Origin of the sequence: Belliella filtrata (assembly GCF_022549775.1) — a bacterium.
Lineage (GTDB): Bacteria > Bacteroidota > Bacteroidia > Cytophagales > Cyclobacteriaceae > Belliella > Belliella filtrata.
This window is the reverse complement of the sequence record NZ_JAKZGP010000062.1, coordinates 1-25,730: the sequence shown is the minus strand read 5'-3', so window position 1 is coordinate 25,730 and position 25,730 is coordinate 1. Positions and strand designations below refer to the sequence as shown.

Below are 25,730 nucleotides of genomic sequence, written 5' to 3'. Positions count from 1 at the left end.
GCCAGCTTCCTTCAGATTCCATCTCACAATGGACACCCTTGCTATTGGCTAGTGGTTGGCGATTACAAACCCCCACAGTGGACTTTCACCACCTAGTTAGTTACCATGCACGGCACACATAAAAAAACCACCAGAAACCTGGTGGCTTTTAACCTAATTCTAATATACCCTAAATTAAACAAATCATTAAAATCTAAGTTCTAGTTCATTTTTATTTGAAGATAATGGATAGATATACATCCCATTATCCAGCTTCTTTAAATCAATTCCCCAATCCTTTTTTGTTGGGTGATCAAGCTGAAAATAAACCTTATCGCTGAACTCACTTTTTGCTTCAAACCTAATTTTCAAGCGCTTTGATTTTATATCATACTCGGCATTTAGAATCTTTCCTGATGCTAAGCTGATCATCAATTCTTCTGGAGCAATAAACAACTTTTGTTTAGCTGCTGTAGTCAGATCGATCTGAATTTTATTTGATTTTTCTGTTACATTTCCTCCAAATCCTATCCATCCAAAAATCGGATCGTTCTTCAAAATTGATTTGGAATTAATAGCATATCCAAAGAATCCTGATCCATAATCTCCACTCAATCCATCTATCTCCAAAGTTTCTGGGTATGAATGAAATGCTGATGGGCCAAAACCATCTTCAGTCACATTCGCTATACCTCCTATCATTCCTGCATATCCTACTCTTAATAAATATAGGTCTTCTGGCTTTTGAATATATTCATGTAATACAGGAATGGCATTCAAAGCAGATCCATAGTGATGCAGTTGTCTCTCTACTCTTTGGATTTTACCTCCATAAAGAAAGTCCCAATACCTTCTAGCAGATCCATTATATCCCCAGTGAGGAATTGTAGGCATATAAGCAAGAATGGCGTTTAGCGTTACATCTGCTTTTTCTTCCATCCCAAAATACTTAGCCCACATGTAAACCTCCTCCTGACCAGTAGAATCCCATGGCATTTCACTTCCAAATGGATAAGCCAATGAAGCCCAAACATCCGCCCTAGCCTTCATGATATTTTCAAGGTCTGTAGCAAAATCATTCATACTTTCTCTCTTCAAGTCCTCCAAGATCATCAAGAATATCGTACCTTCCATTTGTCCAAATTGTGCGTAATGAGGCGCTAGTTTCACCATAGCCACGGAGGTATGATAAGCGTGAGTCAAATACCAATCCCACGGTTCTTGAAGATCAAAACCTTCATAGTATCTTGACAACCTATACATGACCCAATGAGCCGCTGCTACGTGTGGATAGTTGTAAGACCTTCCAGGATCATCAGCATGCTTTTTGTCCCAGGCAGCCCAAGTGTTATAGTTGATATCCGAGCTGTAAGTTCCCTCTGGCATAGAATCTGGCTCATAGAAAAACACACTTTTCTTTACGCCATATTGCTTAGGACCTTCATTATACTGAATTCCACCCCAAAGTACTTCATGCATAAAGGTGTTCATTTTGGCAACTTCATCTTTCTTTGGATCTATCACTTGCTTCATCATCGCTGCGAGCCAAGAACCTGCTCCCGCTTCGTCACTAAGACCTGGTATCCAAGCCCTTGAATCTTGCTTAACTTGGGCCTTTTTTTCATAATCGTAAGAAATAACAGATTGATGCCTTCCAAAAGGGTCTTTTTCATCTTCGAACCATTGTTGGTTGGTATAGAAAGCACCCATTTTAGCTATCAATTCAGACTCAGAATCTATTACTTTATAGGACAAAACTTGAACACTACCATCATCATAAGTAACCTCAACCCTTGCTCTACCCCATTTCAACCCTTTGACATCATATCGATCCCAACCCTTTTTATCCTTTTTGTTTGATTTAGAAATTGACAAGGCATCCTTTGGAAACACATTGATTGACTTTACTTTTTGAGCTGCTTTGAGTTGAAGCCTAGCAGCTACATCTTTTGCAATTACATATCCAGGTAATCCAATTGCCACAGGTCTTTCTTTGGCAATTAATTTAGATTCTATGGACTGCACATTATCTGCAATCATGAATTTAAGACTACTCTTGTAGCTTTGACCAGGTTCAATCACTTTTGAGGAAGGCTTGATCCATTGGTCTGCTTCTTTCCACTCATGCTCAGCTTTAGCTTTACTATGAATTACCCAGTCATGAAAACCTTCAAATGTAATATTCCTAGGTGTCCTATCATCCAAAAGTGGACTGTACGCCTCGAAAGAAGCATTCTTGTCTGGAACAACCAAAAGCACTGGAGATTTGCCATGAAGCCTCACAACTTGTAAGTACCCCGCATCTCCACCTATATAAGGATCGTAAAAAACCTTTTCCAAGTGAGCTTCCTCTAGGTTTTTGCCATGTAGAATATTATCAAAAATCATGGGTATGCCTAAGTAACCAATCTCTATGGCCTTTTCTGAATCATTTTTAAATTCAAATGTTAAAGTCAATTCATCCTTTTCAACCGACCACTCCCTGATAATGGATAATTTATCAGCTTCTTTTAATCGTGAACTTACCAGACCACTGATAGATTTACCTTTGAACTCCTCCATTGGCTTTACAGGTTCACGCTTTCTTGCTGATGAATATGCTTTCCAATCAGCATCACCAGAAAAGCGATACATGATGTTCACATCACCCAAATGATAAAGACTATCCCTGCTTCTGATTTCCAAAAGCTCAGAAGGAACAAAGTCAAATGTCGCGTCTATCGTTGGGTTCATTTTAGCCACTATATGAGAACTTTTCAAAAGCTCTAGTTTAAAATGGCTGTTTTCTAAACTTCTTCGCTCAGTGACATCCATGGTTTGTGGACGGGCTTTTATTCTATCCCAAATTTCTTGAGACGTAACAGTTTTTATATTAAAATTAAAAACCATTGCAAAAAGCAACATAAACTTAATTTTCTGGGAAATATGCTTCATGTTTTTCAATTAATAATTAAGCTTTTTAATGAAATGATTTCGTGCTTCAAAGCTTAAATGGCTACCCTGCAAATGTAAATAAAAGACCTTCTGATCTCTCATAGCAGATTACCCAATCGTAACACAATATTATCCTAATGGTAAAATGGATTTTAAAAACTTTTACGCTGCCGAATTTAGAAATGAAAAAAACACTTTTCAATAGCCAAACAGTGATAATGTCAAAATATACTTTTACTGTATTATCAGATTATAATACAATATTGATCTAACCAACGCATGAATCACTTAAAATCCTTATTATTAAGTATCAATAATAAAAACCCAGAAAATTAACCCTAAAAAGAAAAGCAGAAAAAACAATCCCAATTACACCAAAACATCCTTGAGACCACTTGATATGTATAGTATTAACCCTAAAACACTTAAGATATGAAACCATTGCTCTACCAGATACCAAAAAGCATCAACGAACCAGTTAGAGTGCTGAAAGAATGTCACCCCTATTTTTATGACAACTTACATTTCCATTCGGAGTATCAGATCATGACGATCTTACAAGGCAAAGGAACATATTTCATTGGTGATTCTTTTGGGAATTTCAATGCGGGTGATTCCTTTATTTTAGGAGCAAACTTACCTCACTTTTTCAGGAGTAGTCAAGAGTACTACTCTTCTGCCAATCAGCTTCAGTCACAAAACATATCGATATTATATTCTCCTGAGGCATTAGGAGAAAAATTTAAAGATTTATCAGAGCTTCATCCAATCAATAAGTTGCTAGAAAAATCAAAAAATGGCTTATTGGTGACTGGAAGAGCCAAAGAAAAGCTATTGAAATCTTCTCAAAAAATCACGCATAAGAATGGTTTTGAACGGTTGATTTACCTTTTTAAAATGTTTGATTATCTGGCTAAAACTGATGATTTGATCACACTGAGTCATGTAGCTTACGAAAATGAAATGAAGCTAGGTGATACTGAAAAGATCAATAAAGTTATTGATTTTCTCATTGACAATTACTCCAAAGATATCACTTTAGCAGATGCTGCAGATATAGCAAACCTAAGCGTAAATGCTTTCTGCAGATATTTTAAGAAACATACCAGAAAAACTTTTTCACAATTTCTCAATGAAATTAGAATTGGGAATGCTTGTAGGCAATTGGTTGAAGAGGACGTCTCTGTAAAAGAAGCCGCTTTCAAATCAGGATATTACAACATTTCTTATTTTAACCGACAATTTAAGACCATCACAGGTTGTACACCATCTGCTTATTGTAAAAACATAAATTTCAAACACCTAACATAAGAAAAGCAGCTCGAAACTGAGCTGCTTTTTTTCCTTTCAATAATCGAACGGAACTTGAAATAAAATTATAAACTATCAATTTACTTCCTCTAACACAAAATCATCCAATACGGGTCTTTTATCGATCCCATTTTGTATTAGTTTTACAATGCTTTCTTTTTCTTCTCCTTCCAACTCAAGCCTAGGAGCTCTCACTTTAGCTGAACCGATACCTACCATTTCCTCGGCTAATTTTATGTATTGCACAAGCTTCGGGTGAATATCTAGCTCAAGAAGAGGTAAAAACCATCTGTAAATTTTCAAAGCCTCTGCCAAACGACCTTCTTTGATTAACCTAAAAAGGATTACAGTTTCTTTAGGAAATGCGCAAACTAATCCGGCCACTAGTCCATCTGCCCCCATGACAAGGCTTTCCATGGTCAATGTATCTACCCCACATAGAATTTTGTACCTATCCCCAAACTTATTGATCATTCTAGTCACATTTGAAACATCTCTTGTAGATTCCTTTACTGCTTGAATGTTCTTATAGGGCATTAGTTCTTCAAATACTTCTAGGGTAACGTAAGTCTTATAATCTACAGGGTTATTATATATCATAATCGGAAGCGAAGTACTACTTGCTACTGCTGAAAAGTAAGCCACAAGTTCCCTGTGATCTGTTGTATAACGCATAGGGGGCAAAAGCATCAAGGCATCTACACCCATTTCTTCTGCAGCTTTAGCACAACTAATGGCTTTCTTAGTAGCTCCTTCAGCTATATTAAGCACAACAGGAACCCTTCCATTGATATAGGCTATTGTCTTTCTGGTCAACTCCATCTTCTCCTCATCTTCCAATACACTAGACTCTCCAAGTGTACCACCTAAAATTATACCAGATACTCCTGCCTTTATCTGCTCTTCAACATTGGCAAAGAACAAGTCATAGTCTATGCTATCATCTTTGGCGAATTTTGTAGTCACCGCCGGTAATACTCCATTCCAATTCATAATTATCTCTTTTTGATTCTGGTCAAAATTACGACAACATCCAGCAATTAAATTACACCAGATTATTCAAGTCTTATACAATATTGGCATTTCAAAAATTGACTGACATTATTTTACTAGATTCAGCAATCAAACATCAGGAAAGCCAAAGGTTATCAAGTTGTTTATACTAAAAAGTAGAAACAATTACGCTTTCGAAAATTTCAAATAATGTATTAAACAACTTAAATTAATATGAAAAAACAGCTCCTTAAAATCACTACGTTTTGGAATACGCATTTCAGGTCAGAAGAATCACAGCTTTTGATTTTTCTATCCAACTTTTTTAAAAAATCAATTGCAGTATTTCTCACTATAATCATAACTTCAAATATTGGAATAGCTCAAGGACTATACTCAGAGGCTTCTTCCTATGTTGCTGATGTGGGGACATTACATAGAAAATATACAAACAGAAACTCTTATGAGTATTTTGACAGGATAAATCTTCACTATGAGCAATGGCTTAAAAAGCTAAGTGGAATAGATTTTACTGCATTGGACAAAGATGCTCAAGTTGATTATCTCATCTTTAAAAACAAGCTAGAAAAGGATAAGTTTTTCCACAATCAAGCTTTTGAAACCTTCAAGGAAGTAGCACATGTCGCCCCATTTTCCTCTCAACTTGAAAGGTTCTACATCGCTAGGAGAAAAGGAACAAAACCTAATGCTGAAAAGCTTGCAAGTGAGTTTAATGCCACAACAACTGAAATCAAAAAACTCCATGAAAGCCTCTCTAAAAGTGATCCATTCAATAGCTGGCAAAAAGCTGAATTGGCAAGTGACATCATCAAAAGTCTCCAAAGAAGCGTCACTGAAGCCTATGGATTCTATTACGACTATGATCCTTCTTTCACTTGGTGGATGAAAACTCCATATGAAGAATTAGATCAAGCAATGACTGCCTATGCTACATTTCTCAAAGATCATTATCAAAACACTTTGGTAAAAGACGACGGAAGTGGAATCATCGGAAAACCCATTGGTAAGGTTGCTTTGGAAAAGGAGCTGGCTTTTGAATTCATCCCTTACACTCCAGAAGAGCTTATCAAAGAAGCCGAAAAACAATTTGCCTGGTGTGAGCAAGAAATGCTCAAAGCTTCAGAAGAGCTAGGTTATGGCAAAGATTGGAAAGCTGCCATTGAGTTTGTAAAAAACACCTATGTAGAACCAGGAACTTGGCCTCAAGACATTCATTTCCTTGCAGAGGAAGCTATTGATTTTCTGGAAGAAAGAGACCTCTTGACAATTCCAGATTTGGCAAAAGAAACCTGGAGAATGACCATGATGTCTCCAGAAGCACAGCGTATAAACCCATTCTTTTTAGGAGGAGAAGCCATTCAAATTTCATATCCTACTTCAACGATGAGTCATGAGGAAAAAATGATGAGTATGAGAGGCAATAACCCACACTTCTCTCGTGCTACTGTTCAACATGAGCTTATTCCAGGTCATCACCTTCAAGGCTATATGACGCAAAGGCACAGACCCTATAGGAGCTTATTTTCAACTCCTTTTTGGATAGAAGGGTGGGCACTGTACTGGGAAATTGCATTGTGGGACAAATCTTTTCCAAAATCAGCGGAAGATAAAGTTGGAATGCTTTTTTGGAGAATGCACAGGTGTGCAAGAATCATCTTTAGCCTCAACTATCACTTAGAGAAAATGTCTCCTCAGCAAGCCATTGACTTTCTAGTAGACAAAGTTGGGCATGAAAGAGCGAATGCTGAAGCAGAAGTAAGGAGGTCATTTGAGGGAAGGTATGGGCCTTTGTATCAAATCGCCTATATGATCGGAGGACTCCAACTATATGCCCTTAAAGGAGAATTGGTTGACAATGGTTCGATGTCAGAAAAAGACTTCCATGACCAAATTTTACAAAACAATAGCATCCCCATTGAAATTCTGAGAATAGCATTAATGGACAATGCTATCGATAAGAACTACAAGACGAATTGGAAGTTTTTGAAGGATTTAGATATTCCTCACAGGTAAGAGCTTCCATTCAAAATGAATGGTAAACCTACTTAAAGATAAGTAAAAATAATCCCCCTACAGTTTAAGCTATAGGGGGATTTCATTTTCAAATAGGTTTTATCGGCTCACAGTACTTCACTAAAACAAGACAAGTTTTCTACTAGTCACTTGTTCGTATGGAGCGGATTCAGCATCAAGTAATAGCTAGTTTATTATTTCTCTTTTTATGAATTGATTACTTGTACACGCATAACATCACCTATTCCTTTAAATCAAACTTAAAAATAACTACACTCATTTTGGGAATGTTAAAGCCTCTTTTTTCCCAATTGACTTGCTGTTCACGGACATCAATTTTTTGATCATTTTCATCATTGAAGTCCATATCATCATTTGCAGAAAGTAAGATCATTTCCCCTTGGCTGTTCACTTTGCTATCTCCCAAATCCACAGGAAGAACATAATCCTCGTAGGTTGCATTGACCACTGCTATACTCAAAGTCTTCTTATCCTCAGTCAGAGATGCTGCTATGTCAAGTGGCTTGTGGTCGCCGTCTATTGCCAATGGAATTGGCCTGAAGTGCTTTCGGTACATGGCCAATACATGACCTGTGGCCTCCATCCAGCTGCTTGTTTGAGTGGCTTTGATTGCCCCTATGACATTCACCGTCTGGGCATAATTTGCCATATAGTATATATCAGACTGTCTAGAGAATTCATGTAGCCCTGAAGCTATTCCCAAAGCATCTCTTAAGAAATATCTTGTTCCTAGCAAGCCATGTACATGAGGACCGTACCAATAATTCCATTCATCCATAGCAATCCTAAGCAAAGGAGTTTGAGAATCCTCGCTTCTTTTTCTGTGCTCAGCGGCAACCTCACGAATCACATCAGCTAACTGTCTTGCATGCGTCAAGAGGCCTCCAGAGTGCCAATCCTGTTTATAAATATGTTCGCTGATATAATCCATATACTCCAAACTATGTGCATACATCATATCATTCCAATGCCCAGGAAAACCTACACCAATTAACTCAATAGAAGGATCAACTTCCCTCATTGCTTTGGCTACTTCATTATGCTTTTCTACGTATTGTTCTATGGGCATATGACCCAGTTGCCAATCTCCAAACATCTCATTTCCCACAGCCCAAAGTTTTACTCCATAAGGTGCTTCTCTTCCATTTTCTGCTCTCCATTTCCCCATTATTGTATTTGATCCACCATTGACATATTGCACTTGTTCAGCTGCCATTTCGGCTGAGCCAAGTCCTGTGTTCACTGCAATATTAGCCTCTGTACCCAAGAGGTGACACAGATTCATAAATTCATGAATTCCAACATCATTGGTCTCTAAACCATCCCATGCACGTTCATACCGAGTGGGTCTCTTATCCCTATCTCCTACCCCATCTTTCCAATCATATCCAGAAACAAAATTCCCCCCAGGCCAGCGATAAATTGGAGAATCAAGTGTTTTCATCAAGGCCAACACATCCGCCCTAAAACCTTCAACATGATCATCAGGCATTAATGAGGAAGCTAATACATGGACTGTACCAGTCCCCGAGGCAACCAAACCAATCCCTGCTTGTTCTACTGACTTGTTTGGCTCAAATGAAAAATACACTTTGACTAAGCCTCCTGTTTCATTTTCTTCTTTGACCTCAACCTTATGTTTAGCTGATTTTTCATCAAACCAGTATACATCAAGGTCAACTTCTCCTTCAATATTTAGCAAAAAGTATCCTGAATATTTTTTGGCTAAATACTTTAAACCACCTTGTTGGATGCCTTGTTCTTGATATAATTTGGCATTAATCTTCGGTGTCGGATTTCCAGCATACTGATAGCCATCATCATGTATTACTTGATTGCCCACTACTTGCCAAGCACTTTTTTTCACTCCCGGTGCATAATAAAACTTTCTATCCACCAAGAGCTCTGCCCAAATCCCACCATAAATACACTTACCCATGTGCTCAATAAACTGTCCGTATATGTAAGGCTCCATAGGTGTCTGTTGAGCTTGTATATCAATGGAAAGGGAAGGTTTAAGTTCCTCTCGACCTATTTCTTCCACTACAACATCTTTGAGAAAGACTTTGCCTTTGGCAGGGCCAGATTTCCCCAAGACCAACTCCATCAAAAAGCTATCATATCCTCCTGTTTCAAAGACTTCTTCAAATGAAATCCAATCAGAATCTCCTCGCAGTACGGTATCCAATTTCATCTTCATCTGACCAAGTCGAATTCCTGCTCCTGCTTTCTCATCTTGTCCCTCTACACCCATCAATTGGTAAGCTCCCGATACTTTGTAGGTACTATAGGGACTTAATTGAACTTTTCTATACCATCTAGAAATCCCAAAGGTATCAGCTTCTATCATCAAAACCCCTTTAGATGATGTTTCATCAAACTTCACTCTATAATTCTCTTGGGGGCTCCAATATTCAGTTTCCCAACCGTTTAGGCTGTCTGAAGTAGCATTCAGTACAGGTGAAAGGTCTATTACTAACGGTGATGAGACTTCATTACAAGCAAAGCCAAGTATAAAGCTTAAAAACGCAGCCAAAAGACTAAAGCAGCGCATGACTATGCTATCCAACTCTTTTCTACTTAAATTCATATTCATCCCAATTTGGAGGTGTTACATTTAATAAATGCTTTACAAAAAAATCTCTCCTCAGTCTTTCACCATAAAGTCCTCCAGAGCTATGCCCCATTCCTGGAAACATCATAAACTCAAAGGGCTTGTTGTGTTTGACAAGTTCATCAACGAGCTGATGAGTAGACGCAGGATCTACATTATCATCAATTTCCCCAACAAGTAAGAGTAGTTTTCCTTGAAGGTTTTTGGCGTGGGTAACATTGGAACAATCTTCATAATGATCTCCAATCGGATACCCCATCCATTGCTCATTCCACCATATCTTATCCATCCTATTATCATGACAGCCACAAGAGGAAACCCCCACCTTATAGAATTCAGGATGAAAAAGTAAAGCACCAGTGGAATTTTGACCTCCTGCTGAAGTACCAAATATCCCTACCTTTTCCAAATCCATGTACGGACTTTCTGCTGCGGCTGCCTGCATCCATAATATCCTATCAGGAAAACCAGCATCTTTCAAGTTTTTCCACGCCACATCATGAAATTTCTTAGATCGGTTAGACGTACCCATACCATCAATCTGCACGACGATAAATCCAAGACTAGCAAGCTCATTGAGTGCATAGTAATTAGGATTAAATGATTTGGGCACATGTGCACTGTGTGGTCCGGCATAGATGTACTCAATCACAGGGTACTTCTTATTTTGATCAAAATCAAGGGGTTTGATGATCACTCCCCATATATCAGTTTGTCCATCTCTCCCTTTTGCAGAGAAAATCTCTGGTGCTTCCCAACCAGCTTTTTCAAGCTCACGGATATCAGCCTTTTCTAACGATGCTACAACTTTTCCATTTTCCACTGACCTGACCACCGTCACTGGAGGCAAGTCTTGTCTGGCATATTTATCTACAAAGTATTCACTTCCCTCTTTGAAAGTGATTTCATGATTGGCATTTTCACTGGTAAGCACCTTAAGATTCTTCCCATCCAAGCCTATGCTGTAAAAATGCAGGTGATAAGGATCTTCTCCTTGATTCTTTCCGCTTGCAGTAAAATAAATCAATTCTTTCTCTTCATCTACATGAATCACATCCCTTACAACCCATTCTCCTTTGGTTAGCTGCCTTAAAAGTTCCCCATCCCTCATATCATATAAGTATAAGTGTCTCCAGCCATCACGTTCAGAGGACCAGATAATCTGCTTTTTTGATTTGAGGTCTTTCCTATAATACTTCCCGCTATAATCTATAAATGTTTCGCTTGTTTCATCAATCAATGCACGCTGCTTTCCATCAAGTGCATTCATCTCAAAGACAGAATAGCGCTGATGACCTCTTTCATTGTATTCCCAAGTCACTGCAGAACTTTCTTCATTCCAAGACAGTCTAGAAAGTGCGTATTGAGCATACATTTGTTTCAAATCAGCTTGAAAAACTTTATCACGAGCAATATCTATGATCATAGGTGTCCTGATTGGCAAGGCATCACCTGGCTTAAGGTAATCTCTTTCAAAAACCTTCGGTTGAAATTGATCATCTGGTGCTGATGCAATCAAGGTCAATTTCCTGACCTCACTAGGCCTGAATTTGAACAAGGCTAATTTTTTACTGTCAGGAGACCATTGAATACTTGATGAGTAGTATTCCCCTGGTCTCCCATCATGCGTCAGTTGCTGCTGTTTCCCAGTAGCAACATCCTTTAAAAATACATTTTGATCTTGGATAAAAGCTTCTTGCTTTTTATCAGGAGACAGTATCACCCTTTTTACAGACTCATTGTCTCTAGTTCCCCAATATTGCGAGCTGTTGTCTACTTCTTTGACTTTTTTCAACGCACCAGTATTTCCTTCCATTTCCCAGATAATTTGCTCATGCCTGAAAGTCAGCACATCTTCTTTCAAGTCAAGCGCTGAAATATACAAGGTCTTAGGGTCTACTTCTTTATCCAACTTCTCAGAGAGGGCTTTGGCCAATTGATCTGTATCAAAAAGAGATTCCTTTGCTGCATCTTTGACACGATACTTCATGTAGAGTTTGCCATTGGCAGTCTGAACTGCATAAGTAAGTATATCCTTTTTGTGCCATTGGATCTGTGTTGGAGAATGATAAACTTTATCCTTAATATTCTCTTTAAATTCAGCTGCTCTTTTGTAATCTGCCAGTGTTCCTTGTGCTTGGCTTCCTATGGGCACCAGAAGGAGGGACAAGAAAGTAATAGACAAAAGTCTTTTAATCTGTATCATATATTTTCGTTTTTTCGCGATTTAAACTGAGATCAAACAAAATTAGGCTATTTGAAATAGTATACTTTCTCTCATTATACCTAGGTCTAATACTATTTTAACCAATTTAAAATATGGATAACAATACCAATCAGTAGGTTCATTAATTTAGCTCATGTAGTCTTCCAGTGATAAGATTACTGATTGAGCAATTCGATTACTCAACACTTAAATTTAACTTTAAATCATCACGCTGAACTCGCTAAAAAAGCCCTGAACATGTTATATTATCTTAAAGGAAAAACAATAACCATGAAGTCTATATTCAAGAACTTAACATTACTTTTAATTATATGGCTGAGTTTTGGCATGACGAACCATGCTCATGCACAAGATGGAGATCAAATCTTAGATGGGATAGGTGAAACAGCCTTGATAGCAAGGTATACTTTTAAAGGAAATATTCGAGATTGGTCAAGGAACAATTTTCACCTTAATTTTCAAGGCTCAAGCATCAAGTATGAAGAGGATGAAAAATTCGGGGAGGTCTTAGCGTTATCGGGGGTTACAAATGATTACCTCACCATTCCCAGCGATGCCATCGCAGACATGGAGTCTATGAGTATTTCTACCTGGATCTATCCTCGATCAAAGCAAGCAGGTCAAACCTTATTTGAATTTGGGAAAAATCCGAAAAACAAACTTGCTGTGAGTCCGCTTGGGCTCATGGAAGATGGAGTTTTCCATGCTTCATTGCAGTCAGAAGAAAAGCAAACTCAAGTAAAAGCAATCGGTTTACCAATCAACAAATGGTCACATATTGCCATCGTAATCAATATTCCGGCAAAGAGCTACGCTATTTACATCAACAATAAACTTGCAGGAGAATCAAAGGAATTGAGCATAGAGCTTGATCAAATATTCGATCAAGATGACAATGAAAAAAACTTACTCAACATTGGAAAATCATTCGATCCTGCACTGCCTAATTTGAATGCCTTGCTTCATGACTTTAGGTTTTACAGGATAGCCCTCAGTGAAAATCAAGTCAACTCCATATTCGAAAATGCTGCAAAAGGAACTAGCCAAGAAGGAACAAGAATTGCTAAAAAAATTGATGAATTACCTACCTTCCCTGCATCACACCCTCAACTTTACAATGAGTATTTGATAGAAGTCCCTGACATCGAAGTAGAGACAAGCATTGGCAACCTTCCAAGACTTCCTAGTATGATAGAAGGAAAGTATAAAGGACAGTTGAATGGACCTAAAGTAAAAGTCATTTGGCCTGCGGACAGAGACAACAATGCGGTGCTTCAGGTAGGTACATATACCATTACAGGAAAAGTACCAGGGACTTCATTTGCTCCAATAGCAAAAGTTGTCGTAAAAGAACCCAAAGATATCTCTAATCCAATCAGAAGATTAACGTCTTTTGCATTAAATCAGGTTACACTTCAAACCGACAAAGACGGTACAGAAACCAAATTCATAGAAAACAGGGATAAGTTTATCACAACCCTAGCTGAAACTGACCCCGATTCATTTCTATACATGTTCAGAAATGCCTTTGGTCAACCCCAACCAAGTACTGCCAAGCCTCTTGGTGTTTGGGATAGCCAAGAGACCAAGTTAAGAGGCCATGCCACAGGACACTATTTGACGGCCATAGCTCAAGCCTACGCTGGTTCCAGTTATGACAAAGAGTTACAAGCGATATTTTTTAGAAAAATGGATTATATGGTCAACACGCTCTATGACCTCGCCCAACTTTCGGGAAACAAACACCCAGATCATCCAACTTTTGAGTCAGACCCAACGGCTATCCCCTATGGACCAGGTAAATCAAAGTTTGATTCAGACCTAAGCCAGGAGGGTATTAGAACTGACTTTTGGAACTGGGGAAAAGGATATATAAGTGCCTACCCACCTGACCAATTCATCATGCTAGAGCAAGGCGCAAATTATGGAGGACAACAGCATCAAGTGTGGGCTCCGTATTATACCTTACATAAAATCCTTGCTGGCTTAATAGATATCTATGAAGTGACTGGAAACAAAAAAGCCTTGGATGTTGCCATAGGCATGAGTGACTGGGTTTATACACGGCTGAGTCAAATTCCTAATGAGACTTTGGTCAATATGTGGAGTACCTATATTGCAGGAGAATATGGTGGCATGAATGAATCAATGGCAAAGCTATATCGCATTACAGCTAACGAAAACTACATGATGACTGCCAAATTATTTGACAATGTCCGCATGTTTTTTGGAGATGAACAGCATTCCCATGGTTTAGCAAAAAATGTAGATACCTTTCGAAGTCTTCATGCCAATCAGCATATTCCTCAAATTGTCGGTAGTATAGAGATGTATAGGGCTTCGAGTGAACCCGAGTACTTCCAAATAGCAGATAATTTTTGGTATAAAGCCGTCAATGATTACATGTATTCCATTGGTGGGGTAGCAGGTGCTAGAAATCCAGCAAATGCAGAATGCTTTATTGCAGAACCATCTACTTTATTTGAAAATGGGTTTTCGACAGGAGGGCAAAATGAAACCTGCGCTACCTATAACATGCTGAAGTTGACCAATGAACTTTTCTTGTTTGATCAGCGGGCAGAGCTTATGGACTACTATGAACGTGGACTTTACAATCATATACTAGCATCAGTGGCCAAAGATAATCCTGGTAATACCTATCATGTCCCACTCAGACCAGCCTCAATCAAGCATTTTGGCAATCCACGAATGACCGGGTTCACCTGTTGCAATGGCACAGCAATAGAGAGCAGTACCAAGCTTCAAAATGCCATCTACTTTAAAAGCATAGACAATAAAGAACTTTATATCAACTTGTTCGTCGCTTCAACTTTGGATTGGACTGAGCAAAACTTCAGCATAGAACAATCCACTTCCTTTCCCAAAGAAGATCAAACCTTGCTTACGGTGAAAGGAAATGGCAAACTGGATATCAAAATCCGAGTTCCTTCTTGGGCTACAAAAGGATTTAAAGTATCGATAAATGGCAAACTTCAAAAACTAGAAAGCAAACCTGGCACTTACTTGACCATCAGCAGAAAATGGAAAACAGGTGACACTATCAAGCTTGAAATGCCTTTTCAGTTCCACCTGGACCCAGTGATGGATCAGCAAAACATCGCAAGTTTATTCTATGGCCCGATATTACTTGCTGCTCAAGAGCCGGAGGCTAGAACAGATTGGAGAAAATTGTCTTTGGATGCCAGTGACATCAGTAGCAACATAGAAACCAATGGAAATCCTCTTGAATTTGTTATTGATGGGGTGTTATTCAAACCATTTTATGATTCTTATGAGAGGCACTCTGTATACCTTGACTTTAATTTGAAGTAATATTCTTCAAACATCAAATACCTAGGAATTGGTTAAGTCAAATACTAATAAAATATATTCTAATTACCTTTAAGGCTATAGCATAGAAAACATATGCAATAATCTAACAAATATTAGGCTTAATCTTTCCTACTTTCTTCATTTTCACCCTTTATTTTCTTTATTCTACCTCTGAATATTATAAATGCAATAATTATAATTGTAGGAATAATTATAAAAATCACAATATTACTAGTTTGAGAGAAATCAATAGGTCCCCTTGGCTTGGGAATATCTGGTTGATTTTGCGCAAATACGTTTAAAGAAGCAAAACATAAATAGAAAATAAAACTTGTAGTGAGGGACATTATTTTTTTCATAACAGTAATTGGCTTATTTCTAAATTATACCTTATCCTAATAATCAATGAAGTTTTCAATATTTAAGGTTTACGCTTGTTGACCACAATATTTGATCCGATTGGGTTTAAAAATAAATCTATTTTTAAAATTGTTGTTTTTTCAATTAATAAATCCATATAGCAGTCCTATAAAAATGGAAAATTCAAATAATAACTGTCTTCAAAATGCAAAAAATAAAAATTATTCTATTGAATTTAAGATTGATATACAATACCTGGATATTTTTTTTGTTTCAAGCTTTGCGTTAATCTATCAAAATACTACCTTTGCATCACTTCAAACGAGAAGAGTTGAAAAACATAAAAAAGGAGTGGTAGTTCAGCTGGTTAGAATGCCTGCCTGTCACGCAGGAGGTCGCGGGTTCGAGTCCCGTCCATTCCGCAGTTTTATTTGTTCTTGAGTTGCAAATAAGCAAGTTATTAAACTCAAAATTATTGGAGTGGTAGTTCAGCTGGTTAGAATGCCTGCCTGTCACGCAGGAGGTCGCGGGTTCGAGTCCCGTCCATTCCGCAAAGTCTCAAGCTAAGCTTGAGATTTTTTTTTATTTAGGAATTTTTCGTTTACATATTAAAATCAGCTACAGATGGTGGCTACTATATTGGCTATACGGGAAATATTGTTAATCGTATCAAAAAGCATAACTCTGCAAACAAAGGATAAACATCCAGAAAGCAAACTCGGAGTTTGATTTATTATGAGACTTATACATCAAAGTCTGATGCAATCAAAAAGGAAAGGTTTTTTAAGTCTCAAAAAAGTAAAAATAATATCGATCTGCTCATCAAGAAAAGTTCTGCTGGTTAGAATGCATGTCCCGACGTTCGGGAAGGTCGCAGGTTCGAGTCCCGTCTCTCGGTCCGGAATAAGCTATTCCATAGAGTAATCATGGTGTTTTTGTCTCTTATAATTCAAGAAGCTTATTCCAAAAAAATATCATGTATCATTACGATAATTACTTTTCAAACTACATCACAAAAACAATTGAGTTTTTGTGATGTGATTATTTATATAATTATTGTATTAAATCAAATATTCAAACTATTTCCTAATTACTTTATGAATTTGATTTTGATAATAGCCATCACCTAGAGTAAAGTATTTTTCGTAGTTTAATTATAATAGTCACCCTAACATCCATACATGAAAACATGTCTATTACTAAGAGTATTTATGTTAGTTTCATTAACATTTTTGTACTCACAAAAACTAAGAGCTCAATTTATACTCAATGATGATCATTTTGAAAATCCTATTTCAATCTATAAAAACTCTTCATATACTATTGTTGGATCTAAAAATTATGAAATTTCTGATTTTTTAAACATTGAACAATATCAAGATTATATTGAAGTAGATGGACCAAACACAAACTTAGGGTTTACTAAAGAAAATCATTGGTTGAAGTTCAGTTTAAAAAATGAAAGTGAAAAGGAATTAAATTTATATTTTGAGACTGGTCGGCCAATTACAGACTTGATTGAGTTTCATCAAATCAATGAATTAGGTGAAATTAAATCACAGAAAAATGGTGATTTAGAACCATTTTCCAAAAAAGCTTTTAATCACCGTAAAATGATTTTCCCATTTTCATTAGAGGCTAATAGCGTGTACAACTTCTATATACAATACCAAAGTGATGGAGAGGTTATAAACCTTCCTTTGAATATACACAGCTCAGTTTCATTAATTAAAAGTTCATACTTGGAGCAATTTATCTTTGGGATTTTTTATGGAGTACTTGTTTTGGCAGGAACCATCTATGCATTCTTTTACTTCGGTATTAGAGAAAAAAGTTTTCTATTGTATTCATTTTATGTGTTATCAGTAGTTTTACTTCATCTTTCATTAGATGGCTACTTCTTCCAATTTATAACACCTGAAGCAGGCTGGCTTTCAAGACATGCTGTACTCCTTGGAGCAGCATTTTCTACCTTAGCTTTTGGCAGATATATTCAAGTATATACCAAAGTAAAAAACTTCAGTAATTGGATCAATACGGCATTCAATTATTTACATATTTTGGTAATTACTTTGATCTTATGCATCTGCTTTTTCGAATCATTATTTCACCTGTATTATCCATTGGTAAATCTCTTTGGTATAATTTTGCTATTACTTATAGTAACTACTGTTATCACAAGTTATTTTAAAAATTCTCAAAATGACATATTCTTCACACTAGGTATATTTTTCTTTTTCGTAGGATTTTTCATATTTATATTAAACAACTTTAGTTTAATATCAAATTCGTTCTTCACTGAAAATGCATCCAAATTTGGAACTGGACTAGAAATAATATTTCTATCATTGTCAATGGCAAACCGCATTAAAATACTGAAATCTGAAAAAGAAAAAATACAAGATAGGGCTCTAGAACAGTCCATAGAGTCAAATGAAATCAAATCATTCTTTCTTTCTAATATTAGCCATGAATTACGAACACCTCTTAATGCAGTGATAGGTTTAACCAAGTCTATTGAAGAGTCTACTAATAGTGTTAATATTAAAAATGATCTAAAAGTAATTAGGTACTCTTCACTAGGCCTCCTTTCGGCAATTGATGATATACTTGATTATTCAAAAATCGAACGAAACGAGCTTCGACTTGAACATAAGAAAATCGATATATCAGCGCTGATCCGTGAAGTGAGAACGATCATAGAAAATCAGACAAAAAATAAAAACTTAAGATTTGTATATGAGGAGATCAATCAGCTTCCAAGGTTCATTATAGGCGATAAGGCTAGAATTAGACAAATCTTACTTAACCTGCTCAATAATGCCGTTAAATTCACTAATCAAGGATACATTTTATTAAGAATAGACTCACAAATAATAGATAACAAATTTCATTTTGGTCTCATTATAAAAGACACAGGAATAGGAATTAATAATGCAAAACTAGATAGAATTTTTGAATCATTTATTCAAGAAAGAATAGATGACAAACGAAAATTTGGCGGATTTGGACTTGGTTTAGGTATTGTAAAAGCACTCGTAAAATTATATAATGGGCAAGTATCTATTGAAAGCGAGCAAAATATTGGTACAAAAGTTAAAGTTTCGATTATCTTCGAAATTCCTGAGGAAGTTTCAGTTTCCGATAATTCTTTACAAAACAATCACAATTACCTTCAAGGTAAAAATATCCTTGTAGTAGAGGATAATCATGTAAATCAACTTGTGATGAAATCTTTGCTCCGTAAAACACCAGAAATTTCATTCCAGATTGCTAACCATGGTTTACATGCGCTTGAGCTTCTCAAAGTCGGGAAGTTTGACCTTATTCTTATGGACTTGCAAATGCCCGAAATGGATGGTTATGAAGCCACTCAAGCTATTAGAAAAGGGGACGCTGGAGAAAAGTATACAAATATACCAATTATTGCGGTAACTGCTGATGCTACTGACAAAGCTAAAAATAAAGCCTACGAAGTCGGTATGGATGAATATTTGACCAAACCTGTGGATCGAGATGAGTTATTCTCCAAAATCAAAAGTTGCCTAGACCTTGTTAATATTAATTTACCAGAATTTTATAAAGACTAGCTTTGATTGTTAGCCTGATAGAATTCACAAGCTGTAAAAACAATAAATCATCTAATTGTCGTCTCCAAATAATCCAGAAGATTTAGAAAGCTAGCTAAAATGAAAGGTGTAAGCATCATTTCATCCAACTTGTTCAAGTAATGATTCTTATTGACTTCATAGGACTCTGGATTATATAATTTTGATAAAATCATTGCTCTTGAAGACCTATATGTAAAGTTTTGAGTTGTAAACTCCTGATCTGGATTCTGATTAAACAGCATCTCCATATTAGATGGTTGCGAAAACTTTTCAAACCATTCAAGACCAACTGTTTTGATCACTTTTTCATATTCAGCTAAAGCTAACTTAATATCATCATTATCATGAATAAAAAATCTTCGAGGCAAACTTCTATTCAATTCATTCAAGGAAATTACCGCCGTAGTACTTCTCTCGCTAAAATCGCCAAGAGAAGGTAAGAATAAATTAACAATTTCTTCAACTTCCCTAATCCTAATTCCAATAAGACACTCCAAATAATCTGCATTAGCATTTTGAATAAAATTCAAAAATACAATTTGCCTTCCAACAGGCATAGTCTTTACATAATTTAAATTCTCTGGATCCAAAGTGAATCCATGATGTAATAGAAAATCTAATTTGTTAATATTCATTTGGATGGAAGAAATCATGGATTTAATGTTAAGGAATCTATACGCTTACTATGCAAGCTAATGGATAAAAGAATGCTGATTGCAGTAAGTATTAAACTTACCGAAATCAAATTACCCACATAAGATACTATTCAAACAAAGCCCTAATTTCTTCAAACATTGTAAGTACCTCTTCTTTTTTTATCATGTAATCGTCACTTTCTTTGTCTACATTGTTTTCATAATGAGCCCAATGCTTCTCGGCTTTTTTCAATGTTCGAGGGCTGAGGTCAAATTCCACATAATCTAAATAATACTTAGCTAGCGTGGATGACTTAAAGTTTGAAAACAAATAAATCCTTAAGAGATCAACGAAATGCTCACTGAGGTCAAAACCTTCCAATGCTTGAACATATTGACCATTTCGAAGTTTATTTTCGTGATGATGAATGAGCTCTAATAGCGGGGTGATAGCTCTCTGGTTGTTTTCAATCTTGCTAAGTGATCTAGCTGCCAAATAGGAATTATCAAGATCATCTCCGTTCAATATTTCAATCAATTGATCTAGAATTTCTTCTGTACCAATTTCAGCCAGTTGGTCTGCGTATGCATAAGCTTCCTCCTCCGACTTATCACACATTTTTTCGAAGAGACTTTGTGTTTTATTATCCATGCCTGATTATTTTCGTAATCTACAAATATAAGACCAATACTACTACTCTAAACATTCGACCATACATGAAATCATATATATCTGATATCCAGTCCATAAAAAAAGTAATAAACGATATAAAAAACTTAGATTTTGAATACGAATCAAACAAGCTTCAGGTAAATTATTTTATTGAAAATGAGAAGGCCATTGCTCTAAGACTCCCGCTTTCATTAACCTTTGATATGCCTACAAATCAAATAGTAGATTGTGATTATTTGAATTATATCTTGGTGATGATAAGATCTGGAATTGCGACAGTAGGATTTTTTGAAAATTTTGAAAATCAAAAACATAAGGTATTTCGGGCATATATGGTAAGAAAAAAACAAGGAAAAAGTCAAATTAAACATTTGAAAACCAAGGGTAAGTCAAGAGCTGGTTCTAGGGTAAGGCTCCAGGAAACCTTGGATTTCTTTGAAGACATTTCAGGAAGAATCAATGAACATTTTGAAGCATTTAGAATTGACAAAATAGGTATTAGTTGCTCGGAAACACTTATCCCCTACTTCTACGGAACAAAGTTATCATTACCCTTTGACAAACAAGATCAACGGATATTTAAAATCCCAAAACATATTCAAAATCCCACCTATGAAGCTTTGATTGCTACCAATGATTTTTTAAAGCAAGGCGAAATCAAGTTTTCTCCTCAAGGGAAAATTTTTCTAGATCAATTCACCAATGATAGCGCAACTGAAAGTAAAGATGATCAAGATGATTGGTAATGCCTTTTTGGAATAGAAATTGTAAATAATTGTCGTACAAAATTTTCATTATCAAGAAGGTTAACCTTAAAACCCATAACTCAAACAGGTTTTTATTGTGAATGAATCAATAAGTAAAAAGATTCGAATAGAAACTAAATAAAAGAAGCATTATGCTTTTGTACTGTAAAAGAAATTTAATTTTCCCAAAAGCAAGGTTTGCATAATTTATTATTTATAAATTTGGCATTTAAAACCCACCTTTATTTTGAGCTTAGAATTGTATTGAATTAAAGCAAATTAACTAATACGCATTTTGAAAAACATATTCATTACCTCACTTTTCATTTTGGGCTTCACTATTATCTCAGCTTTACCATTGCAAGCACAGAGATATGGAACGGCTGCGGGCTTACGTTTAGGATCAAATAATTATAGCAGAACTGTCGGCCTAACGGCCCAACAACGAATCTTCAAGCACGTGACTTTGGAAGGTATAGTTCAGTCAGATTTTAGTCGAAATACTACAATGCATCTCCTTTTGGAGCAACACAAGCCTATTATATCAAAAAGATTTAATTATTATTATGGACTGGGTTATTCTTTTGGTTGGGAAGAAAGTCAAGTTAAAAATCCAGCCACCATGGAAATCATCACAACTTATGGAAATGTAACCAATGGTATAGATTTGATAGGAGGTGTGGAAATGACCCTGTTGAATACTACTATTTCCTTAGACTATAAGCCAAATTTCAACATGTCAGGTAGACAAGAGTTTTTTAGAGGTCAAGTAGGAATATCTGCTAGAACAGTCTTGGTAAAAAGTAAAACACAAAACAAAAGGAAACGTCAAAGGGCACGAGCTAAGCGTAAAAAGCATAGAACGCCATTTTTTGAAGGTATAAAAGAGCGGTTTGGAAGAAATTAAACTCCGCTTAAAAAATTCTATGTAAAAGGAAGATTTTTATTATTACTTTTAAGAAAGCTCTGATTACAGTCATTTTATTCAATAAAAAAGATTTGATTGACTAAAAAGTTTGAGCCTTTACTTCTCAAGATTTACATACAATGTCATCCGGTAGAGCATGATGAATCCTATTGCAACATCAATAATCAAGTTAAATAGATAATAATATCGATTTAATAATTCTCATTAAATCTAATATTAATCCTTATTCCCCTTCAATTCCATATTATGAAAAAAATCTACCTAATATTGATTTTTGCCTTTTCCACGGGCATTTTATCAGCCCAAGAAAAGTCAATCTTAGAAAAACTGGATGAGATCGCTGTAATCGATCAAAAGGTAATGATGCCGATGCGAGATGGCGTCCGGTTATCTACAGACATTTATAGACCAAAAGGCGATCAACCTGTTCCAATTATATTTTCTAGGACCCCTTACAATTTCAATTCGTATCGGGATGGCGAATTGGTCACACGAACCATGCAATCGGCGCTCGAGGCAGTAGAAAAAGGATATGCCTATGTTGTACAAAATGAAAGAGGTAGATTTTTCTCCGAAGGAGAGTGGGACATTTTGGGCACACCATTGACTGATGGATATGATGCTATGGAATGGATGTCTTCTCAACCATGGAGCAATGGAAAGATTGGAACTATTGGTTGCTCTTCGACAGCTGAATGGCAAATGGCTGTTGCAGCTATGGATCATCCTGCACATACTGCCTTGATTCCACAAGGTTATGGTGCTGGTGTAGGCAGAATTGGAGCATATTTTGAACAAGGCAATTGGTATAGAGGTGGTGCAGGTCAGATGCTATTTACTACATGGCTATACAGTACTCAACATGATCCTATGGCTCCAAAGTTTCCTGAAGGAATAGCACAAGAAGATCTTCAAAGGCTTCAAAAGTTCTACGATATGGCACCAAGATACCCCAGAGTAGATTGGAAGGAGGGATTGAATCACCTACCTATTCAAGATATTATACAAAATGTGAATGGTCCAAAAGGTATCTATGAAGAGATGATCACCAGAAAACCCAATGATCCAAAATGGTTTGAAGGTGGATTGTTTCATGATGACATGCCTTTTGAAAAACCAGGATTTTGGTTTGTATCATGGTATGATGTTGCTAGTAGTCCCAACTTGGCGATGTATAATCACATCATTAAAAATGCTAAGGACCAAAATATTAAAGACAACCAATACCTGATCATAGCTCCTACCCTTCATTGTGCATTTACCAGAGCCACTGATGACACGATTGTAGGAGAAAGATCCGTAGGAGATGCTAGATTGAATTATAATGAGCTGACTTACGCATGGTTTGACTTTTGGTTGAAGCAAGATGATAACCAAGTCAAAAAAGATATGCCTAAGGTTCAGTATTTCACTATGGGTTCCAACGAATGGCAATCTTCAGATACATGGCCACCTAAAGAAGCCAAAATGACAACTTACTATTTGGATAGCAAAGGACAAGCTAATAGTAGATTGGGAAATGGAACTTTGACAAAGAAAAAACCAAGCAAGGACAACCCAGATACATTCACATATGACCCGATGGATCCTGTGACATCCTACGGAGGTAATGTTTGCTGCACTGGCAATGCCATACAAGGAGGTTCTTGGGATCAACAAGAAATGGAATTAAGAGAAGATATTTTAGTCTATACGACTGAACCTTTGACTGAAGGAGTTGAAGTAAGTGGATTTATCGAATCAAAACTATACTTATCTTCCGATGTAAAAGATACCGACTTGACCATAAAGCTGATCGATGTATATCCAGATGGCAGAGCTTACAATTTGGATGAGACAATTCAGCGTGTAAGGTATAGAGAAGGTTATGAAAAAGAGGTTTTCATGGAAGAAGGAAAAGTCTACGAAGTCAACCTTACTCCCATGTCCACTTCCAACTATTTTGAGAAAGGGCATAGCATCAGAATTGAAGTTTCATCTTCCAATTTCCCTAGATTTGATAGGAATATGAATACTGGGGGAAATACTTACGATGAAACTGAAGGCAAGATCGCTACAAACAAGATACATCATTCTAGTAAATTCCCTAGCTATATCTCATTGCCTATAGTTCGGAAGTAATTTTGGAAAGAATTATTTCAAAACTTGCTTTAGACAATTTAAATCCCTCAAGCTAAATAGCCTCTCTACTCATGGATATTCTCACTTCACATTGAGTCCTGATATTCATGAGTATGATTTTTAGTTGAGTTTTAATCTTTGTGATCAATATTGATCATATTTAAGAGACTGACGAAAAATCGAGGAAGATAGGGATTACTTCCCTATCTGTCCTCTCACACCACCGTACGTACCGTTCGGTATACGGCGGTTCTTTAAGTTTTGATTTTAACCTTTTGGTAGTAGTCGGACAAGAATACATACCCTGCCTGCCTAAGTCTATGTAAGGTAATTGTAGTAGCAAGAATAAAACTATTGGCAATGTGCCAATATCCTTTTCTTGTGTTCGCCCACTCCCAAGCTTTGGATTTATTGACCCCAAGCTTGACTAGATTTATCAGTTTGGTCTTAATTCGTTTCCACTGTTTCCAGATCACCATTCTGATTCTTCTCCTATACCATTTATCTACTTTTAGCAGAAGGCTTTGCATATCTGCCAACTTGAAGTAGTTCACCCAACCAATGATGTATTGGCGGAGTGACTCCTTCCTGCGGTCATTGCCCCAGCCATTGCTACGGGATGTCAGTTCCTTTAGCTTGGCTTTCATCTTGGACACACTTTTGGGGTGTATCCGTAGCCTTCCTTCTCCTTTCGTCTTGTAAAAAGAATAGCCAAGGAATTTGACTTTGGATATGTATGCAACTTGGCTTTTGTCTCTGTTCACTTTCAATAACAACTTACCCTCTATGAAGCGGATAATAGAGCCCATTACGCGCTCCGCACTTCGCTTGCTCCTACACAAGATGACCATGTCATCTGCATAACGGACAAACTTATGACCTCTGCGCTCTAACTCATTATCCAGTTCATTAAGCATGATGTTGCTCAAGAGCGGACTCAGTGGGCCACCCTGTGGAACGCCCATTTCACTAGGTTCAAAGTTACCACCTACCTGCACTCCGGCATTGAGGTATTGGTGTATCAAGGATACTACCCGGCCGTCTTTAATAGTGCGTGAGAGTACTTCTATCAGTTTGCTATGGTTTACTTTGTCGAAGAACTTCTCCAAGTCCAAGTCAACTGCATAGCTATATCCTCCCGTGATGTAATCTCTACACTTCTTGAGTGCTTGATGGGCGCCGCCACTTGGTCTGAACCCATAGCTATGGT

At 36.7% G+C, this 25,730-nt stretch carries 16 protein-coding genes and 2 tRNA genes; 10 read left to right on the top strand and 8 right to left on the bottom strand.

What is annotated here, in order from left to right:
* Positions 1 to 186: 186 nt before the first annotated feature.
* Positions 187 to 2,913, bottom strand: coding sequence for a DUF5695 domain-containing protein (locus MM239_RS17460; protein WP_241349534.1), 2,727 nt, complete (start codon positions 2,911 to 2,913; stop codon positions 187 to 189).
* A gap of 432 nt (positions 2,914 to 3,345) precedes the next feature.
* Here MM239_RS17460 and MM239_RS17455 point away from each other — a divergent pair, with 432 nt between their 5' ends.
* Positions 3,346 to 4,224, top strand: coding sequence for an AraC family transcriptional regulator (locus tag MM239_RS17455; protein WP_241349533.1), 879 nt, complete (start codon positions 3,346 to 3,348; stop codon positions 4,222 to 4,224).
* 75 nt (positions 4,225 to 4,299) lie between these two features.
* Here MM239_RS17455 and MM239_RS17450 read toward each other — a convergent pair whose 3' ends face one another.
* Positions 4,300 to 5,217, bottom strand: a complete 918-nt coding sequence (locus tag MM239_RS17450) for a dihydrodipicolinate synthase family protein (protein ID WP_241349532.1) — start codon at positions 5,215 to 5,217, stop codon at positions 4,300 to 4,302.
* A gap of 234 nt (positions 5,218 to 5,451) precedes the next feature.
* Here MM239_RS17450 and MM239_RS17445 point away from each other — a divergent pair, with 234 nt between their 5' ends.
* Positions 5,452 to 7,251: a DUF885 family protein gene (locus MM239_RS17445; protein ID WP_241349531.1), complete on the top strand. Its 1,800-nt coding sequence runs from the start codon at positions 5,452 to 5,454 to the stop codon at positions 7,249 to 7,251.
* A 241-nt stretch (positions 7,252 to 7,492) separates the two neighbouring features.
* On the opposite strand, the gene MM239_RS17440 is transcribed toward MM239_RS17445, so the two are convergent.
* On the bottom strand, positions 7,493 to 9,862 hold the full coding sequence (locus MM239_RS17440) for an alpha-L-arabinofuranosidase C-terminal domain-containing protein (RefSeq protein ID WP_241349530.1): 2,370 nt from the start codon (positions 9,860 to 9,862) through the stop codon (positions 7,493 to 7,495).
* A complete protein-coding gene (locus MM239_RS17435; RefSeq protein WP_241349529.1) occupies positions 9,849 to 12,092 on the bottom strand; it encodes a S9 family peptidase in 2,244 nt (747 codons plus the stop codon). The genes MM239_RS17440 and MM239_RS17435 overlap by 14 nt, the downstream gene beginning before the upstream one ends.
* Before the next feature lie 291 nt (positions 12,093 to 12,383).
* On the opposite strand from MM239_RS17435, the gene MM239_RS17430 reads away from it, so the two are divergent.
* A complete protein-coding gene (locus MM239_RS17430) occupies positions 12,384 to 15,446 on the top strand; it encodes a beta-L-arabinofuranosidase domain-containing protein (RefSeq protein ID WP_241349528.1) in 3,063 nt (1,020 codons plus the stop codon).
* Positions 15,447 to 15,565: 119 nt separating this feature from the next.
* On the opposite strand, the gene MM239_RS17425 is transcribed toward MM239_RS17430, so the two are convergent.
* Entirely contained in the window at positions 15,566 to 15,805 is a 240-nt protein-coding gene (locus tag MM239_RS17425; protein ID WP_241349527.1) for a hypothetical protein, read from the bottom strand.
* A gap of 349 nt (positions 15,806 to 16,154) precedes the next feature.
* Here MM239_RS17425 and MM239_RS17420 point away from each other — a divergent pair.
* From MM239_RS17420 to MM239_RS17410, 4 genes are all read left to right on the top strand, one after another.
* A tRNA-Asp gene (locus MM239_RS17420) sits at positions 16,155 to 16,228 on the top strand.
* A gap of 55 nt (positions 16,229 to 16,283) precedes the next feature.
* Positions 16,284 to 16,357: transfer RNA gene (locus MM239_RS17415), tRNA-Asp, on the top strand.
* A 54-nt stretch (positions 16,358 to 16,411) separates the two neighbouring features.
* Positions 16,412 to 16,507 carry a GIY-YIG nuclease family protein gene (locus tag MM239_RS21230; protein ID WP_394801517.1) on the top strand — a complete coding sequence of 32 codons (96 nt, stop codon included), beginning with the start codon at positions 16,412 to 16,414 and terminating at the stop codon, positions 16,505 to 16,507.
* A gap of 480 nt (positions 16,508 to 16,987) precedes the next feature.
* Positions 16,988 to 19,396 carry a hybrid sensor histidine kinase/response regulator gene (locus MM239_RS17410; protein ID WP_241349526.1) on the top strand — a complete coding sequence of 803 codons (2,409 nt, stop codon included), beginning with the start codon at positions 16,988 to 16,990 and terminating at the stop codon, positions 19,394 to 19,396.
* A 47-nt stretch (positions 19,397 to 19,443) separates the two neighbouring features.
* On the opposite strand, the gene MM239_RS17405 is transcribed toward MM239_RS17410, so the two are convergent.
* Positions 19,444 to 20,070, bottom strand: coding sequence for a hypothetical protein (locus tag MM239_RS17405; RefSeq protein WP_241349525.1), 627 nt, complete (start codon positions 20,068 to 20,070; stop codon positions 19,444 to 19,446).
* Positions 20,071 to 20,179: 109 nt separating this feature from the next.
* On the bottom strand, positions 20,180 to 20,704 hold the full coding sequence (locus tag MM239_RS17400) for a HEAT repeat domain-containing protein (protein ID WP_241349524.1): 525 nt from the start codon (positions 20,702 to 20,704) through the stop codon (positions 20,180 to 20,182).
* Positions 20,705 to 20,769: 65 nt separating this feature from the next.
* On the opposite strand from MM239_RS17400, the gene MM239_RS17395 reads away from it, so the two are divergent.
* The 3 genes from MM239_RS17395 (at position 20,770) to MM239_RS17385 (ending at position 24,520) form a co-directional block, all read left to right on the top strand.
* Positions 20,770 to 21,471 (top strand): hypothetical protein, encoded by a 702-nt coding sequence (locus MM239_RS17395; protein WP_241349523.1) that lies wholly within the window; start codon positions 20,770 to 20,772, stop codon positions 21,469 to 21,471.
* A 295-nt stretch (positions 21,472 to 21,766) separates the two neighbouring features.
* Positions 21,767 to 22,378 (top strand): hypothetical protein, encoded by a 612-nt coding sequence (locus MM239_RS17390; RefSeq protein WP_241349522.1) that lies wholly within the window; start codon positions 21,767 to 21,769, stop codon positions 22,376 to 22,378.
* A 267-nt stretch (positions 22,379 to 22,645) separates the two neighbouring features.
* Entirely contained in the window at positions 22,646 to 24,520 is a 1,875-nt protein-coding gene (locus tag MM239_RS17385) for a CocE/NonD family hydrolase (protein ID WP_241349521.1), read from the top strand.
* 254 nt (positions 24,521 to 24,774) lie between these two features.
* Here the strand turns inward: MM239_RS17385 and MM239_RS17380 are convergent.
* The coding region (locus MM239_RS17380) for a reverse transcriptase domain-containing protein (protein WP_241349520.1) at positions 24,775 to 25,730 on the bottom strand (956 nt) is incomplete at its 5' end.

Excerpts from the sequence above, each read along its gene's own strand:
- MM239_RS17460 (WP_241349534.1), bottom strand. The coding sequence starts at position 2,913 with ATGAAGCATATTTCCCAGAAAATTAAGTTTATGTTGCTTTTTGCAATG.
- MM239_RS17400 (WP_241349524.1), bottom strand. The coding sequence starts at position 20,704 with ATGGATAATAAAACACAAAGTCTCTTCGAAAAAATGTGTGATAAGTCG.
- MM239_RS17445 (WP_241349531.1), top strand. The coding sequence starts at position 5,452 with ATGAAAAAACAGCTCCTTAAAATCACTACGTTTTGGAATACGCATTTC.
- MM239_RS17410 (WP_241349526.1), top strand. The coding sequence starts at position 16,988 with ATGAAAACATGTCTATTACTAAGAGTATTTATGTTAGTTTCATTAACA.
- MM239_RS17435 (WP_241349529.1), bottom strand. The coding sequence starts at position 12,092 with ATGATACAGATTAAAAGACTTTTGTCTATTACTTTCTTGTCCCTCCTT.
- MM239_RS17405 (WP_241349525.1), bottom strand. The coding sequence starts at position 20,070 with ATGATTTCTTCCATCCAAATGAATATTAACAAATTAGATTTTCTATTA.
- MM239_RS17395 (WP_241349523.1), top strand. The coding sequence starts at position 20,770 with ATGAAATCATATATATCTGATATCCAGTCCATAAAAAAAGTAATAAAC.
- MM239_RS17455 (WP_241349533.1), top strand. The coding sequence starts at position 3,346 with ATGAAACCATTGCTCTACCAGATACCAAAAAGCATCAACGAACCAGTT.
- MM239_RS17430 (WP_241349528.1), top strand. The coding sequence starts at position 12,384 with ATGAAGTCTATATTCAAGAACTTAACATTACTTTTAATTATATGGCTG.
- MM239_RS17385 (WP_241349521.1), top strand. The coding sequence starts at position 22,646 with ATGAAAAAAATCTACCTAATATTGATTTTTGCCTTTTCCACGGGCATT.
- MM239_RS17440 (WP_241349530.1), bottom strand. The coding sequence starts at position 9,862 with ATGAATTTAAGTAGAAAAGAGTTGGATAGCATAGTCATGCGCTGCTTT.
- MM239_RS17425 (WP_241349527.1), bottom strand. The coding sequence starts at position 15,805 with ATGAAAAAAATAATGTCCCTCACTACAAGTTTTATTTTCTATTTATGT.
- MM239_RS17450 (WP_241349532.1), bottom strand. The coding sequence starts at position 5,217 with ATGAATTGGAATGGAGTATTACCGGCGGTGACTACAAAATTCGCCAAA.